The organism is Staphylococcus caledonicus (assembly GCF_016238465.1).
Taxonomy (GTDB): Bacteria; Bacillota; Bacilli; order Staphylococcales; family Staphylococcaceae; genus Staphylococcus; species Staphylococcus caledonicus.
Window position 1 is genome coordinate 456326 of sequence record NZ_JABTXV010000002.1, and the last position, 16752, is coordinate 473077.

General features: G+C 32.1%; 15 protein-coding genes and 1 pseudogene. 7 read left to right on the forward strand and 9 right to left on the reverse strand.

Annotation, left to right across the window (positions count from 1 at the left end; translation table 11 throughout):
• Nucleotides 1-57: 57 nt before the first annotated feature.
• On the reverse strand, nucleotides 58-804 hold the full coding sequence (tatC, locus tag HS848_RS08765; protein ID WP_198612033.1) for a twin-arginine translocase subunit TatC: 747 nt from the start codon (nucleotides 802-804) through the stop codon (nucleotides 58-60).
• Complete coding sequence (locus HS848_RS08770) at nucleotides 755-979, reverse strand: twin-arginine translocase TatA/TatE family subunit (RefSeq protein WP_198612034.1); 225 nt, start codon at nucleotides 977-979, stop codon at nucleotides 755-757. The genes tatC and HS848_RS08770 overlap by 50 nt, the downstream gene beginning before the upstream one ends.
• A gap of 171 nt (nucleotides 980-1150) precedes the next feature.
• Here HS848_RS08770 and HS848_RS08775 point away from each other — a divergent pair, with 171 nt between their 5' ends.
• The gene (locus HS848_RS08775) at nucleotides 1151-1666 is read left to right on the forward strand and encodes a GNAT family N-acetyltransferase (RefSeq protein ID WP_198612035.1); all 516 of its coding nucleotides are present in this window, start codon (nucleotides 1151-1153) and stop codon (nucleotides 1664-1666) included.
• Between the two features lie 92 nt (nucleotides 1667-1758).
• Here the strand turns inward: HS848_RS08775 and HS848_RS08780 are convergent, their stop codons facing one another.
• Nucleotides 1759-3450 carry a CDP-glycerol glycerophosphotransferase family protein gene (locus HS848_RS08780; RefSeq protein ID WP_198612036.1) on the reverse strand — a complete coding sequence of 564 codons (1692 nt, stop codon included), beginning with the start codon at nucleotides 3448-3450 and terminating at the stop codon, nucleotides 1759-1761.
• Nucleotides 3451-3827: 377 nt separating this feature from the next.
• Here HS848_RS08780 and HS848_RS08785 point away from each other — a divergent pair, with 377 nt between their 5' ends.
• Nucleotides 3828-5429 carry an L-lactate permease gene (locus HS848_RS08785; protein ID WP_107506717.1) on the forward strand — a complete coding sequence of 534 codons (1602 nt, stop codon included), beginning with the start codon at nucleotides 3828-3830 and terminating at the stop codon, nucleotides 5427-5429.
• Nucleotides 5430-5522: 93 nt separating this feature from the next.
• Here the strand turns inward: HS848_RS08785 and HS848_RS08790 are convergent, their stop codons facing one another.
• A complete protein-coding gene (locus tag HS848_RS08790; protein ID WP_198612037.1) occupies nucleotides 5523-6674 on the reverse strand; it encodes a glycosyltransferase family 4 protein in 1152 nt (383 codons plus the stop codon).
• A gap of 325 nt (nucleotides 6675-6999) precedes the next feature.
• Here HS848_RS08790 and mqo point away from each other — a divergent pair, with 325 nt between their 5' ends.
• A complete protein-coding gene (gene mqo / locus HS848_RS08795) occupies nucleotides 7000-8478 on the forward strand; it encodes a malate dehydrogenase (quinone) (RefSeq protein WP_107506715.1) in 1479 nt (492 codons plus the stop codon).
• A gap of 58 nt (nucleotides 8479-8536) precedes the next feature.
• Here the strand turns inward: mqo and HS848_RS08800 are convergent, their stop codons facing one another.
• From HS848_RS08800 to HS848_RS08815, 4 genes and pseudogenes are all read right to left on the reverse strand, one after another.
• A complete protein-coding gene (locus tag HS848_RS08800) occupies nucleotides 8537-8995 on the reverse strand; it encodes a DUF3021 domain-containing protein (protein WP_107506714.1) in 459 nt (152 codons plus the stop codon).
• Nucleotides 8992-9432: pseudogene (locus tag HS848_RS08805) on the reverse strand (LytTR family DNA-binding domain-containing protein). Before HS848_RS08805 ends, HS848_RS08800 begins: the two are co-directional and overlap by 4 nt.
• Nucleotides 9433-9609: 177 nt before the next feature.
• A complete protein-coding gene (locus HS848_RS08810; protein ID WP_198612038.1) occupies nucleotides 9610-10989 on the reverse strand; it encodes a sensor histidine kinase in 1380 nt (459 codons plus the stop codon).
• Nucleotides 10982-11656 carry a response regulator transcription factor gene (locus HS848_RS08815; protein WP_198612039.1) on the reverse strand — a complete coding sequence of 225 codons (675 nt, stop codon included), beginning with the start codon at nucleotides 11654-11656 and terminating at the stop codon, nucleotides 10982-10984. The genes HS848_RS08810 and HS848_RS08815 overlap by 8 nt, the downstream gene beginning before the upstream one ends.
• 133 nt (nucleotides 11657-11789) lie before the next feature.
• Here HS848_RS08815 and HS848_RS08820 point away from each other — a divergent pair, with 133 nt between their 5' ends.
• Together HS848_RS08820 and HS848_RS08825 are read left to right on the forward strand one after the other, a co-directional pair.
• Nucleotides 11790-12845, forward strand: coding sequence for an ABC transporter permease (locus HS848_RS08820; RefSeq protein ID WP_198612040.1), 1056 nt, complete (start codon nucleotides 11790-11792; stop codon nucleotides 12843-12845).
• Nucleotides 12845-13510, forward strand: a complete 666-nt coding sequence (locus tag HS848_RS08825) for an ABC transporter ATP-binding protein (RefSeq protein ID WP_198612041.1) — start codon at nucleotides 12845-12847, stop codon at nucleotides 13508-13510. Before HS848_RS08820 ends, HS848_RS08825 begins: the two co-directional genes overlap by 1 nt.
• Before the next feature lie 80 nt (nucleotides 13511-13590).
• On the opposite strand, the gene HS848_RS13035 is transcribed toward HS848_RS08825, so the two are convergent.
• Entirely contained in the window at nucleotides 13591-14547 is a 957-nt protein-coding gene (locus HS848_RS13035) for a YdcF family protein (protein WP_198612042.1), read from the reverse strand.
• A gap of 163 nt (nucleotides 14548-14710) precedes the next feature.
• On the opposite strand from HS848_RS13035, the gene HS848_RS08835 reads away from it, so the two are divergent.
• Together HS848_RS08835 and HS848_RS08840 are read left to right on the forward strand one after the other, a co-directional pair.
• A complete protein-coding gene (locus tag HS848_RS08835) occupies nucleotides 14711-15169 on the forward strand; it encodes a MarR family winged helix-turn-helix transcriptional regulator (RefSeq protein ID WP_198612043.1) in 459 nt (152 codons plus the stop codon).
• Between the two features lie 204 nt (nucleotides 15170-15373).
• Nucleotides 15374-16750: a zinc ribbon domain-containing protein gene (locus HS848_RS08840; protein WP_198612044.1), complete on the forward strand. Its 1377-nt coding sequence runs from the start codon at nucleotides 15374-15376 to the stop codon at nucleotides 16748-16750.
• The last annotated feature ends 2 nt before the right edge of the window (nucleotides 16751-16752 follow it).

Genomic DNA, 16752 nt, shown 5'->3' on the forward strand with positions numbered 1-16752 from the left:
GAGTTCTAATTGAAACTCACTCGAGGCTATTTAATATGGATAATTTAACCTTAAAAGCTATGTACGATGTGTAATTTTAGCGATTAACATACTGAATTCAAACAGTATGATTAAAGGTAATGTAAGTAATAAATTTAACATTAAATCGGGTGGTGCTATAATGCTGGCAACTACAAAACATCCAAAATAAATATACTTACGATACTTTTTGAGTTCTTTAATATCTATTAAATCAAATTTAGCTAAGCCCATAAATAAGGTCGGTAGCTGAAACAACAAGCCAAAAACGAGCAACCACCGTATCAGTTCATGTAAATAAGCTTTAAAACCAATGACAGGTTGAATACTTAAAATAACTGATAGATTTATTGAAAAATTAATAATTAATGGAAAACCTATGAAAAATGCGAAAACGACACCAATAATAAATAATAAGGCACACCAGATACTATATTTATAAATAAATACTCGTTCATGAGGATGGAGTCCTGGCGCAATAAAAGCCCATAATTGATAAAAAATAATCGGAATAATTAAACATAAAGCTACAAAGAATATAATCATTACGTAAATCTGTATCATTTCTGTAAACGAAAAAGCATGTAAGGTCACATGAGCACGTTTTACATAATGGATAAAAGGCTTCATCCACCAATGAGACGAAATATATACAATAATGACAGAAATAATAAAAGCAATGAACACTTTGACAATTCTTGAACGTAATTCATCAAAGTGCTCTAATAAGGTCGAACTATTTTGATTGATCTCGTTGTTGCTTAGATTCTTTACTGGGAGTATCATGCACATCATCTGAATCTAAATCCTCAGCAGCAGACTTAAACTCTTTTAGTGTACTTCCAATTGCTTTGCCGAATTGCGGTAATTTTTTAGGTCCGAAAATAATTAACGCAATTATACTAATCACGACTAAACTTGTAGGCCCTGTAATGCCTAATACAAACACATCTTGGAACATGGAAAAAACCTCACTCTGTTTTATACTAATATCATCTTTACTTTATACTCATTGATAAATATTATCAATAGAAAATTGCTTATTCACAAATTAAATATATTTAAATGTTTGAAAGTAATATAATAAGGAATAAATTATTAATTTTTATATTTTATTAAGGGGGAGCTAGCTATGACTGAACATATTGAAACAGTTCAAAAAGAAGAAGTAGAAGCGCTTAGAAAAATTTCAGAAACTACATTTCATGATACCTTTGAAGGTGAATATAGTGCAGAAGATTTTCAAACGTTTTTTTCCAAAAGTTACAATGAAACGATACTATTAGAAGAGTTAGATAACCCACAATCTTTCCATTATTTCTACAAAATTGATAATGAAATTGCTGGATATTTGAAACTTAATATAGGGGAAGCGCAAACAGAAGACAAAGGGGAAGACTATTTAGAAATTCAACGTATCTATTTTTATAAGCAATTTCAGGGCAAAGGTAGAGGGAATAAATTTATTGAATTGGCTTTAGACAAAGCACGTGAATTTAATAAGCCTAAAATATGGTTAGGCGTGTGGGAACATAATGAACAAGCACTAAGATTTTATAAAAACAAAGGATTTAAAGTGACTGGTCATCATGAATTTATCACTGGCGAAGTTGTTGACATCGATTTTATTATGGAAAGAAACGTATAGCAGAATGAATACTAAAAACGATATAAAATAGGCATGAGGACGATTCGTATCACTTAAAAACCGTCTTCATGCCTATTATTTTTGAATATATCTTATTGTTCTTCGTTTAAAATATAGCGCATTAATTGTGTTAATCTTTTTAGTGAATTATTTTTCTCATTAATTAGCGGATGTTGATTAATATCTAATAACGTGTGGTTGACCAAATTGTCCGTTAATAGAGCAGCGTCAGTATACCAAACTTTAGATAAACTTTGCATTACGTCTTCATAAACGCCACGTTCGTCTTTATAAGCCTCATGATTTGGTGTAAATAAACAAACTTTTTTCCCAATTGTTAATGCGTCGAAAATGATTGAAGAATAGTCTGTGACTACTACATCGGCTACCATTAATAAATCTTGTGTTTCGATATTTTTTGGTGCTTCGATTACATTTTCAGGAATAGTATCTTTACCTTCAACGTGTCCTTTATAAATAACGTGATATTCTTCTAATAATTCAGGTGTGATAATTAAACTTTCCGCACTTTCATTTGATGTGTGCCATGTTGGTGCATATAACAAGATTGGTTTCGTACGATCAACATTTAACGAGTCTTTTACTTTTTTATGATGATTTTTGTCGTGTTGATAATGCAATAAGTAATTTACTCTTGGATAGCCGTACGGTACAAATTGTGTATTATGATTTGGAAAAGCTGTTTCAAACAAGCCTTCAGCAGCAGGTGAATCAGTTAAGAAATAATCTTGTTGTAACCATTTATTATATTTACGGGCTCTATAATTATAAATATTTTTATTTTGATACGGTTCTTTGCTGTCTAAGAATAATTTTTTAATCGGTGTGCCGTGCCATAATTGAATTACAGTGCCATTAGGTTTAAATTCGTCTGGAATATAACTTTCTACCACAACAATCTTAGCTGTTTCAATTAATTCCTTATTACCTTCTGCATCGGTAGGTAAGAAATATGGGCCGCGCCGATCATTAGTAATAAAATACGCTTCAGTAGTAGGATTTCTTTTCACAAAATAATTAAATAAATATTTTGAATTTCCTCTGTAACCATAATCGAACCCTAGGAATACAACATGATTTTTGAGTTGTGACGGGTCTTTTTCATAAACATAACTTAAATTACGATGTTTCTTTAAAGCATGATTATTCATTTTGTTATAAATCCATTTAGGCAATTTAAATTTAGTTGTTACTAACCAACTTTCTGCGAATCGCATTTCCTCTTCTTTGTGAGGATATTTGAACTTTGAGTACGGAACAGCATGGCCGTGTATGTATGCTAGTTTATTTAAATCGAAATGATTTACTTTTTTAATATCATGAATATCGAGCGATTTCCAAAATGCTTTACTCGTTGGCAGCTCACTTACGAAATCAAATAATACATGGCCATCAATATCGATTTCGTCTTTTAGCACTGTTATGACTGCTAAATCCATAATAGAGTGGATATCGTATTTTGATAAATGTAAGAGTGCTGTGTCAATATTGTAAATTAAGTTTGGATAATGATTAATATTTTTCATCCAAGATAAGAACGTTAATTTGTCATCGCCGAAATAGCGACAATCATTTAGATAAGTTGCATTAATAGTATAGTCAACGGCGATAGAATGACTTGTTAATTCAATTGCCTCAAGCATGTCTTGATTAATTTTAATCTCATTAGAATATGGAATGAAATGTGAGAATCCAGCTGATTTGGCCTTATTAAGTTGTAATTCGAGATGTGACATATTAGAAATATTTATTTGTTTAATCATCATACATTATCCTTTTGCTCGTAAATTTCTTATGTACATTTTACCACGCGCATTTAAAAAAATCACAATAACGAAGTTTTGACTCTAAATTTGGTTTTAAAATATATGATAAAAGTATATGATTATTTATGAAAAAATAATTTTGTTAAAAAAATCACAAATTTTTAACTAAAAGTACTATATACTGTTGTCATTTAAGTGAAAAGGTGTTATATTTTTCTTGTGAAAATGTTCACAAGAAGAGAAATTGTGAAATCTAGCATGATTAACTTGTCGACAATTGTTAATTTTTTTGCCAGTTATCTAAAACTACAAAGGGATAACTAAATTAGCTAGAATATTCATTAATAAAAACTAAAGAAAGAAGAGTCAAAATTATGTTAGTTCAAACATTTAACCCTTTTGATAATTTAGTGTTATCCAGTTTGATAGCAGCAGTACCAATTATCTTGTTTTTACTATGTTTAACCGTTTTTAAAATGAAAGGTATTTATGCTGCCATCACAACATTAGTTGTTACACTAATTATTGCAGTTCCATTCTTTAAATTACCAGTTGGTATAGCTTCTGGTGCAGTTGTTGAAGGATTCTATCAAGGTATTATTCCAATTGGTTATATCGTAATGATGGCTGTATTACTTTATAAAATCACTCAAGAATCTGGTCAATTCAGTACTATTCAAGACAGTATTACTAGTATTTCTCAAGACCAACGTATTCAATTATTATTGATTGGGTTCGCATTCAATGCGTTCTTAGAAGGTGCAGCCGGCTTTGGTGTGCCAATCGCTATTTGTGCATTATTATTAGCTCAATTAGGCTTTAGACCTTTACAAGCCGCAATGTTATGTTTAGTAGCTAACGCAGCTTCTGGTGCATTTGGTGCTATCGGTATTCCAGTAGGAGTAGTAGATACACTTCACTTACCAGGCGATGTTCATGCTATGGGAGTATCACAAACTTCTACATTAACTTTAGCAATCATTAACTTCTTAATTCCATTCTTATTAATCTTTATTATTGATGGATTTAAAGGTATTAAAGAAACATTACCTGCTATTTTAGTTGTATCAGTAACATATACAGTATTACAAGGTTTACTTACAGTATTTAGCGGTCCAGAATTAGCTGACATTATCCCACCTTTAGCTACAATGGGTGCATTAGCTTTATTCTCAAGAAAATTCCAACCGAAAAATATTTTCAGGGTCCAAAAAGATGTCAAACCTGAACCGGTCAAACATCATAGTGCTAAAGAAATTATTTATGCATGGAGCCCATTCGTTATCTTAACTGTTATCGTTATGATTTGGAGTGCTACATTCTTTAAAAACTTATTCTTACCAAATGGCAAACTTGCTTCATTAGTATTTAGCTTTAACTTGCCAGGTACATTCAGTGAGGTAGCACATAAACCAATTACTTTAAGTCTTAACTTTATTGGACAAACAGGTACAGCAATTCTATTAACTATTATCATTACAGTATTAATGGCTAAAAAAGTTAGCTTTGGAGATGCTGGTCGTTTATTCGGAGTTACTTTTAAAGAATTATGGTTACCAGTCTTAACAATTTGCTTCATCCTTGCTATTTCAAAAGTAACAACATACGGTGGCTTAAGTGCTGCTATGGGACAAGGTATTGCAAAAGCTGGTAATGTCTTCCCAATCTTATCACCAATTTTAGGTTGGATTGGCGTATTTATGACAGGATCAGTTGTTAACAACAACTCACTATTCGCACCAATTCAAGCATCAGTTGCTCAACAAATTGGTACAAGCGGTTCATTACTTGTAGCTTCTAACACAGTTGGTGGGGTAGCAGCGAAATTGATTTCACCACAATCAATCGCAATCGCTACTGCAGCAGTTAAAGAAGTAGGTAAAGAATCAGAATTACTTAAAATGACATTACGTTATAGTATTGGGTTATTAGTCTTCATTTGTATCTGGACATTTATCCTTTCACTAATATTATAAGAAAAGCTCCGTCAATCAATATGGAGTCTATATAAAAAACGTAGAGGTGATTCATCATTGAATCACCTCTACGTTTTGTTTTAGAATATCTATTTAATTTCTATTAACTGCCTTAATGAATTTGGTATAAATAGCGTCTGAAGAATAGTGGGCGATGGTCTCATGGCCTTGTTGAATCATCTCTTGCATATCATCAATATGATTAATGGCAATATCAATATATTTAGCAAGAGAGCCCGAATCGCCATAGTTAGCTAAGTAGCCATTTTCACCATGCGATAAGATACTGGCTGGACCAAGGGTATCTTTAAAACTAATCACTACATTATCTTGAGCTAATGCTTCTAAAACTACCATGCCGAAACCTTCGTTTCTCGAAGGTACAACAGTTACTTTGCTTTGAGCTAACTTCTCATTCAATTGAGTCGTTGCAGGATGAATGGTAACTAAATCATTAACGTCACTACGTTTAATTAATTGTTCAAGATTCTGACGTTCCTGTCCATCACCATAGATATGTACTTTAAAATGAGATTGAAGTAAATTATCTTGAATACGTCGAACAGCCTCGATTAAAATATCAAATCCCTTTTCATGTTCAAGTCTACCAGCACTAATAATGGTATTCTCTTTAGGTAAATCAAGCTTTTCAACGTTAATTACATTAGGCACGGTATAGACTGGTGTATGAATGAATTGTTCATAGTGTTGTTGATCAGCTGAGGTCAAAGTCGTTACGACATCTAAATCGTTATATGCTTTTAAGATTTCTTCTTGATAAGCTTTAGGATGTGCGTCTAAATTCATATGTTCCATGCCTATAGTGAGCACATGCGCAGGACGATATTTTGAGATTAAAATGTTAAAACTGGCTCTTGTTCCAACTAACACATCTGTATCAACATGTTGAATCTCTTTTATCATTTTACGCTCTACATATTTTGAAAATTGATTCAACCCTGGTTCATATTGCGACAGTTGTTTAGGTTTTAAGAATGGTGTGTACGTGTTCAAACGGTTCATCATAATAGAGATTATATTTTGAGGTTTCACACGATAGTCAATCAAACTTTTAATGTGAATGGCATCATTAACCTCGAAATAGGGTTTATCTTGTGCTTGAAAAACTGAGATGATGTTCACTGTATGTCCCTTATTGGAAAGGGTATTAGCAAGTTCTGTTACTGCCTTAACGGTACCGCCCATTGCATAGATATTATGCATTAAAAAAGTAAATGATTTCATAGTTACACTCCAAATTCGTCATAATATAAAATTATAGCATGTAACCCACCGTGACTAATAGAAATGAGCGAGTATCTATAAGTAATGAACAGATATTGTGACATTAAAATGTACTACGTCTTTAAATTATGCAAGAATTCGTATAAACACTTTTTTCGTAAAGAAATTATGTATATAATTAAGTTAGTTATTAAAAATCGGTTACGTCCTATAAAAGCCATATTAAAAATTTTTACTAGTTAAAGAAAGCGTTTTATTTTACTATGCCAAAAGTTTATATTGATTGACTAAAGATGTGATTATAAAAAAGGGGGACTGTATTGTTATGACTACACAACATAGCAAAACAGATGTCATCTTAATTGGTGGCGGAATTATGAGCGCAACATTAGGCACACTACTTAAAGAATTATCTCCAGACAAAGAAATTAAAATTTTTGAAAAATTAGAACAATCTGGGGAAGAAAGTTCAAACGTATGGAATAATGCGGGAACAGGACACTCTGCATTATGTGAATTGAACTACACTAAAGAAGGTAAAGATGGTAGCGTTGATATTGAAAAAGCAATCAAAATTAATGAACAATTCCAAGTATCAAAACAATTTTGGGCGCACTTAGTACGAACTGGCCAATTAGAAAATCCAGGTAATTTTATTCAATCTGTTCCACATATGAGTTTTGTTAAAGGTATTTTTAATGTTAAATTCCTTAAAAACCGTGTACAAGCATTAAAAGAAAATGTTTTATTCGAACATATGGATATTACTGAAGATCGAGATAAAATCGCCGAGTGGGTTCCATTAATGGTGGAAGGTAGAACATCCAATGTGCCTATAGCCTTATCTCGTGATGAAACAGGAACAGACGTCAACTTTGGCGCACTTACAAAAAAATTAATCTCTAACTTAAAAGAACGTAATGTAGAAGTATCTTATAAACAAGAAGTCGAAGATATTAAAAGATTAGATAATGGCAATTGGCGTGTTACTGTGAAAGATTTAAAAACTGGTGATAAACACGTATATGATTCAGAATTTGTCTTCATTGGTGCAGGGGGCGCAAGCTTGCCACTTCTCCAAAAAACTGGCATTAAACAATCTAAACATGTAGGTGGATTCCCAGTTAGCGGTTTATTCTTGCGTTGTACAAACCCAGACGTTATAGAAAAACACCATGCCAAAGTATATGGTAAAGCCAACGTAGGTGCACCACCTATGTCAGTGCCACATCTTGATACACGTTTTGTGAATGGAGAGCGTTCATTATTATTTGGACCGTTCGCTGGATTTTCACCTAAATTCTTAAAAACAGGTTCAAATTTAGATTTAATTCGTTCTGTAAAACCTAATAATTTATTAACAATGTTATCAGCAGGCGCGAAAGAAATGAAATTAACTAAATATTTAGTATCACAATTAATGTTATCTCATGAAGATCGTATGAATGACTTGCGCGTCTTTGTCCCTAATGCGAAAGACGATGAATGGGAAGTAGTGGTTGCCGGCCAACGTGTACAAGTCATTAAAGACACTGAAGATTCTAAAGGTAACTTACAATTTGGTACAGAAGTTATCACATCAGATGACGGTTCTCTTGCTGCGTTATTAGGTGCATCACCAGGAGCATCAACAGCGGTAGATATTATGTTAGACTTACTACAACGTTGTTATGACTCTGAGTTTAAAAATTGGATTCCAAAAATTAAAGAAATGGTACCATCATTTGGTCTGAAATTAACAGAACATGAAGACGTGTACCGTGCAGTTAATAAAGAAATTCAAAAATATTTAAATGTAAAATAAAATGAAGCGGATGAAGATAGGACATTTGGATGACTCATGTCCTATCTTTATCCGCTTTTTAACGTCTCTTATTCGCAAGTTGTTGATTAATTTCTGCTACGTATTTCTTATTTCTGTAATAGTTAAAGAGCCAAATAAACAAATAAATAATAATAAATTCCACAGTGAAAGATAATACATTAGCTAAATTTGGTGAAAACCAGCCAGCTAAAATACCTATAGCTAATAGGCCTATATAGCTACATAAAAAATGTAATAGGGTTGCACGGGTAATACTCCAATCAGTTTGGGTGAAAATTAAATTAGTAAAATAAAACAATATACCAATTGATATCCATAATAGTATGGCGACAATCATAACCACGGGCTCGCTTAAATGATGATAATAAAATTGACCCATTGCTGAATTAGGTGATAGTGGATAATATTGATTACCTGCGAATAAATAACTAAATAGGATAGATAAGGCTAATCCTATTAATAAAGGAATACTTGTAAACTTATAAAATTTCATCATAATGATAATCTCTCCTTTATAGATTTTAAGTATCGTCTAGAGGAGTAGGTATAATCTTCATTCTTCAAATACATTCTAATAAGTCCATTAGGTTCAAGAAGTAATTTCTCAATCATCTCAATATTAACGATTTCAGATTTTGAAATTCTAATAAATGATGTAGGTAATTTCATCTCTAATTAATATAAACGATCTTTTAGTTTAAACTGTTGGCCATCTTTAAGTGCAATGACCTGATTTTTATGGGTGCGAAAGCTGGTTATTGTTTTAACCTCTAATACATAGATTTCATTATCTAATTTACCGTAAATCTGCGTGAGTTTATCTAAGTTTTCAATATGTGAAATAATCTGTTGAATATCCTCATCAAATTTAGGTGCATGAATTGCTAAGTATTTTTCTTTTTCCTCTGGAGCTATAAACAATCTAAGTTTCATTGGGTTGCCTCCTCCTCAATATTATTAAACCATTAATATCATTGTTTTTTCGTGAAAATGAATAAACGGTAGTAATTAAGAAGTAAGTGGGAGAATAAAGAAGATAAAATAAAAGTGGAACAGTGAAATCATTTTAATACAACAAGATTTCTGCTCCACTTTTAATATTAAAATAGTTTAATCAAATGATTGTTCATCATTTAATTCAATCATGAATGTTGTACCGTCTTCCTCTGTACTTGTTACCGAAATGGTACCGTCATGTAATGAAATAATTGATTGGGTAATAGCTAACCCTAAACCATTACTATTATCTTGTGCGTTTAGCTTATAAAATCGTTCGAATAGGTGTGCTTGTGCTTCACTTGGAATCATATGACCTTCATTGTTTACAGTAAATTGAATGGTATCCTTTTCAACTGAAAGTGTGACTTCGATTGCACTTCCTAATGTAGAATATTTAATTGCATTCTGAATTAAATTTGAAAATGCTTGATGTAATAAACGCGTATTTCCTCGGAAATAAACTTCTTCTAAATTAGACAATAGCATTAAATCTTTATCATCAATCGCAAATTGTTCATGTCGAATGATATCTGTAATCATTGAAGTTAAATGAATAGAGTCGTTAAATTGAATATGGTTAGCGTTATCAAGTTCTGATAAAAGCAATAATTCTTTCGTCAAATTACTAAGACGTGTAACTTCGTCGTGAATTTCATTGATATAATTTTCACGCTTGTCATAAGATGATGTTTGTTGTAAGTCAGTCAATAACCGTTGAATATGAGTTAAAGGTGTTTTAATTTCATGTGAAACATTTTGAACGAAGTGTTGTCGCATATCATCCAACTGTTTTAGTGATTGCCGCATCGTATCGAAACGAAATTGTAGCGTGCCAATTTCGTCTTGACGTGTTTGCTTAATTGGTGTGTCAAAGTTTCCATGCATTAAGCGTTCAGTAGCATCTTTCAGTATTTTGACTGGTTTAATAATTGAATAGGTTGAAGCAATAACTAAAGAAATTGAAATAATGAGTAAGCACACTAATATAACAACTAAAAAGGTACGGAACTCGCTAAATGTCTCACCGATATCCGGACGCATAAAGACGGCAATAGGCTTGTTGTTATGTTCAAATTTTAAGCCAACGGTATTGTCGGTTTCATTATCGAAAAAGCCTGTTACGAATAATTCGAAAGGTTTGTCTTTTATTCCGTGGTATTCTTTACCTTTCAATACTTGGTTAATAGCTGATTTTGAAATATTATTTTTTCGAAAAGGTTCACCGTAAAACATTGTATCATGTTGCTCATCAACTATCATGATTTGATAATTCATATGGCCTAAATGATTGAAATATGCATGAAAGTCATTTGAAGTTAGTGAGTCGTTATAAGCACGCGCATCTTTAAGTGTACGCATGATTTTAGCATCATTATGTTCTTTTAAATTAAAATGATAATAAACGTTTGCAAATAAGAAACTGACCAATGCGCTAAATAAAATAACAGTAATCGTATAAATTGCGATACGTGTATATAATGATTTAAACATGATGATCTACCTTATATCCTTGGCCACGTACGGTTTGTATTTCAATATTAGCTTGTAGTTTAGACAATCTTTGACGTAATCGTTTAATATGTACATCAACAGTCCGCTCATCTCCTTCATAATCAAATCCCCAAATCTTTTCAATCAACGTATTTCTCGTGAAAATTTGTTTTGGATTACTGCTTAATAAATAGAGCAATTGAAATTCTTTAGTAGGTAAATTCATCTTTTTTGATGCGACACTGACTTCCATAAATTCTTCATTGAGTGTGACATTTCCTATATTAATTTCACTTTGGGCATTAATTTTATAGCGACGAAGTACGGCACGAATACGGAAGAGCAATTCTTTCACTTCAAATGGTTTGGTTACATAATCGTCCGTACCACTTATAAACGCCCGTTCTTTATCTGTTAAAGCATCTCTAGCAGTTAACATAATCACTGGTAATTCATAACTTTCTTTTAATACTTGGCATAAAGCAAAGCCATCCATACCACCCATCATGATATCTACGACAGCTATATCAACTTGATTATGACTTAAATAGTCAAGGGCAGCTTCCCCACTAGACTGTGTAATAGTACGAATACGATCAGCTTCGAGATGATGTGAAACGTAATGTAATAGTTTAGGGCCATCATCTACAATTAAACACTTTACCATGCTGCGCTTACTCCTTTTTTTAAAATTATTATACGTAACCTATTTAAAAACACAAATATTTCTAAAGTTCATATTCAGTTCATATTCTACTACTAAACTACAAATTGAAATAGTAATGGGGAGGAATTAAAAAATGAACTTAGCATGGAAGGAAATGAAATTCTACAAATTCCGCTATATTTTAATCATGTTAATTATCTTTTTACTAGGTATCATGGTGCTATTTATTAGTGGTTTAGCACAAGGATTAGCTAGAGAAAATGTATCTTTCTTAAATAACATGTCTGCGCAAAAATATGTTATGCAAGATACAAAAGAGCCTAAGTTGGAAAGTTCACAACTTAGCGATAAACAACAATCTCAAATTGAAGATGATGTTAAACAACAACCGACTAAGATTGGTGCACAAACTTTAAAGATTAAAAATCAAGAGGAAGATATTACAACGTTAAGTACACCAAAAAAATTATACCCTTCATTGAAAAGTGGTTCATATCCAACTAAAGATAACCAAATTGCAATTAATGATAAATTGACAAGTGAAGGTGTTAAAGAAGGAGATTATGTATCGTTCAAAGGGCATGATGAGCGTTATCAAGTAAGTGGCATTATTGAAGATACAATGTATTCACATAGTTCAATGGTCTTAATGTCACCTAAAGGCTTTGACAACATGAATAAACAAGCTTCAACATTTTATCCTGTAAATCAACTTAGCGATAAAGATGAACAACATTTAAATTCAATAGATGGTGTGAAAGTAGTTAATGAAGAGACACTAACGAGTAATATCCCAAGTTACCAAGCTGAACAAATGCCACTTAATCTAATGATTATTAGTTTATTCGTTATAACAGCGATTGTCCTTAGTGCTTTCTTCTATGTTATGACTATTCAAAAAATACCACAAATCGGCATATTAAAAGCAATTGGAATTAAAACAAAACACTTATTACTATCACTTATACTTCAAATTATTTTTACTACAATGATTGGCGTAATTATCGCACTCGCTATCATTTTACTCTTAGATTTAGTAATGCCAGTATCAATGCCATTCTATTTAAGTAATAGCAATGTCATTTTAATGGTAGTGATGTTCCTAATTGTAGGCTTTATTGGCGTATTATTATCATTCATTAAAGTGGTAAAAGTTGATCCAATTGAAGCTATTGGAGGGGGAGAATAATGACATTACAACTTAAACATATCACGAAAAGTTTTGGTAAAGGTGAAGCTAAGACTTCAGTATTGAAAGACGTCAATTTAGAAGTTGAACGTGGAGAGTTTGTTATTTTAAATGGTGCTTCTGGTTCGGGTAAATCTACATTATTAAATATCTTAGGTGGCTTGTTAACCCCTACAGAAGGTGATGTTTTATATGACCAACAGCCTTTATTTTCAAAAGAAAAAAATAATACACTACTTCGATTAAATGATATTGGTTTTATCTTTCAATCTTCACATCTAGTGCCATATTTATCGGTAAAAGAACAACTTAGTAGTGTTGCGAAAGAAGCGGGTCAAAAGTCTAAAGTAGCACTTAAACACGCAGAGGAGTTACTTACAGATATTGGTTTACAACATCGCTTTGATGCCTATCCTCATATGTTATCTGGCGGGGAAAAGCAACGTGTCGCAATTATGCGTGCATTTATGAATAATCCTAAAATTATCTTAGCAGATGAACCGACAGCAAGTTTAGATGCAGAACGTGCTACAAGTGTAGTAGAAATGATTAAACAACGTATTAAAGATAATAATATGGTAGGCATAATGATAACGCATGACAAACGCTTATTTGAATATGCAGACCGTATTATTAAACTGGAAGACGGCAAAATAACGAATTAAAAAAATAACGGCGAGGTCTATCAATGTAGGTAGACCTCGTCGTTATTTTATATTGTTGAGTTAACCGTTCTATAAGTTAATTAGAATAATATATAAATTGCAGAAAAGAATAGAACTGCAAAATAAATGGTGAGTAATAGTTTATATTGATACATTAGCGCTAAGAAATCACGAATTAATGCGATATCAAAGAAATGATAGGGCGTATGGCTTCCTATTCCATCAGTTCTCAATTTAACTTGTTGTGCAAATCGCAAGGCTCTTAAAATATGAAATTGACTCGTAATGCATAACATCTTGGTAGATTTATCAAACTGAGATGTTATGACTTTTTTTGAAAACGAGAAATTTTCATAGGTACTTGTCGATTGTGATTCCATAATAATTGAAGATTCAGGAACACCATGAGCAATGATATAGCGCTGCATCGCTAAAGCTTCAGAGATAGGTTCATCAAGTCCTTGACCTCCACTTACCAAAATCTTGCATGTTGAATCTTGCTTGTTAAAAACGGCAAGTGCTTGATTAAGTCTATCAGCTAACATAGGGGTTACTTGCTCAATAAAAATGCCAGCGCCTAACACCATGATTAGATTGTATTTTCTTTTACTAGTAGTACGTCCGAATGCAGATGACCAAACCATATAAATGAGAAAACTATAACAAGCACTAAATGCGATTAAAGCTAACCATAAAAAAATACCATTCACAATTGGAAGAGGGGCGGTACTAATATAGAGACAAATGATAAGAAATAAAATGACACGTAGTATATGTTTAATTATGTTTCTTAAGAAGTGAAGCCCCTTTTCAAAGGTAAAGAGATGGTAATGTTTAACTATCAAACCAATAAGTGACACGGTAGCAATAATAATTAAATTAATGGGTAAGGTTCTTGTTAATAAATCGGAAACAGTAATGGTAAAACACAGTATAATCGTAATAATAAATGGCGGTAGTGAGAGCAACCAAGATATGTTAAATAAAACGGCAACTAAGGTGAGTATTACAATTATGGATAGTGTCGTTATGAGCATAGTCAAAACCTCTTGTTTATTGATATCTTTAAATGTAATGGAAAGCGTCACATTTTAGCAACTATTAACTCTATATAATGGTTTTCAATAGGGAGGTTTATTGTTATTATTTAACAGAATATAAGAAAGATATTTATAGTGAAAAGAGCCAAGGAGTTGCGTAATGAGTAGAATTTCAAAAAATCACATTGAATTTATGAAACGTTTTATCGATGATACAAATACTTTAACTGCCAAATTACTTAAAGATCAACAGAGTAAATATGGTATCTCGATGGAACAGTCGAATGTCTTGCGTCTGTTAAGTAATCATCATACGCTATCGATAACTGAAATTACCGAGAAGCAAGGTGTGAATAAAGCTGCAGTGAGCCGTCGAATTAAAAAGTTGATTGACGGAGGCTTTGTCGAATTATACAAGACTGGTAATGACATCGATCAACGTTTGAAATATGTGACCTTAACAGCCAAAGGACGCAAGTATACAGAAGAAAATAAAGAAATAGTTAGTTCCATTGTAAGTGATATAGTCGGGGATTTATCGACTAAAGATATTGAGCAAGCTTTGAGTATTCTTTACATCATTGATGAGAGAGTGAAGAGATTTAATGCGAATATTTAAAAACTAATATATAAGACCATTGAGATATATAAAACCATTTTCCAAAAATAGAGTATAATTAAAACCAGGACTGAACATAAAATAAATTAAATTAATAGAACTATAAGGAATGAATATTATATAATAGAATACATATTAAAAATTGGAATCTATTAATTCGAGAATAGATAATTTAAACATCAGGCAGGGGAAGTTGGTGACTCAATGAAGATATGTCCAAATTGCGGAGAAAAAACTGACGACGATAAGGCAAGTAAATGTCCAAGTTGCGGGAAAAGCTTTAAAGCTAAAAATGTTCAAACGAAACAACATACTCCCCCTCAATCAGATCAATCTAATATAAAAATCAGAAAGTTTATTCCTTGGGCTATTGTTGGTTTTATCATTATTTTATTGATTATAGTCTTTATTTTAGTTAGAAATTACAATTCTCCAGAAGCGCAAACAAAGATTCTCGTCAATGCGATAGATAATAATGACTCACAAAAAGTAGCAACACTCATGAGTACTAAAGCGACACATATTGATTCAGAAGAGGCAAGTGTGTACATAAATTATATTAAGAGTGAAGTGGGAATGAAGAAGTTTGTTCGTGACATTCGACAAACAGTTGGAAAGCTTAATAAAAGCGAAGCTAAAGAAGCTTCATATTTAAAAACGCGGGCAGGTAACAATTACTTAAGAGTAAGTAAGAATGGTACTCGATTATTCATTTTCGATAATATGAGTTATACGGCGCCGACTAAAGAAGCGATTGTAAAACCTAAACTAGATACTAAATATGAATTTAGAGATGGCGGTAAAGATAAAACCGTTGTGGCAGAAGGAAATAAAACAACTTCTCTTGGTAAATTCATCCCGGGTATTTATTCTATTGATGCTAAAAAGGAAACAGAATATGGTCAGTTTACCGGCCAATTGAAATTTGATTTTAGATATGGTAAAAGTGATACTGTAGAAGTCAATGAGAACTTCAATGAAGCGTTGTTGACAGTGAAATTAAAAGGTAAGAGTGATTTAGATGAAGACTCACTCAAAGTTAAAATAAATGATAAAGAAATGGACTATTCAACTTCAAGAGAGTATGGTCCATATCCTCAAAATAAAGATATTACGGTTTCTGCTACTGGAAAAGTAAAAGGAAAAACATTTAAGTCTGAAAGTAAAACTATGAAAGCAAGAGACTTGGGTAATATTAATAGTGCTACCTTAGAATTTGATGATGAAGCGATTAGTGATTATATTATTGAGAAAGAAAAAGAAGAGAATAGCCTAAAAACTAAGTTGAGCAACTTTTTTAGCAACTATGCGTTATCATTAAATTCTGCTATTACTCAAGGCAACTTCAGTTTAGTGAATACATTCTTAAAAGAAGATTCAAAGATTTATAAAGGACTCAAAAATGAATTAGATGATTCTAAGGGTTTATCTAATCCTCAAATCTTAAATGCTTCTCAAAAAGGGGATAAAATTAAAGCTGAAGTACAAGAAACGAATGAATATGGTCAACTAGAAAACACTAACTATGAATTGACGGAAGATAGCGATAGCGGCGAACTCCAATTAGTTAATTCAAATTAGGA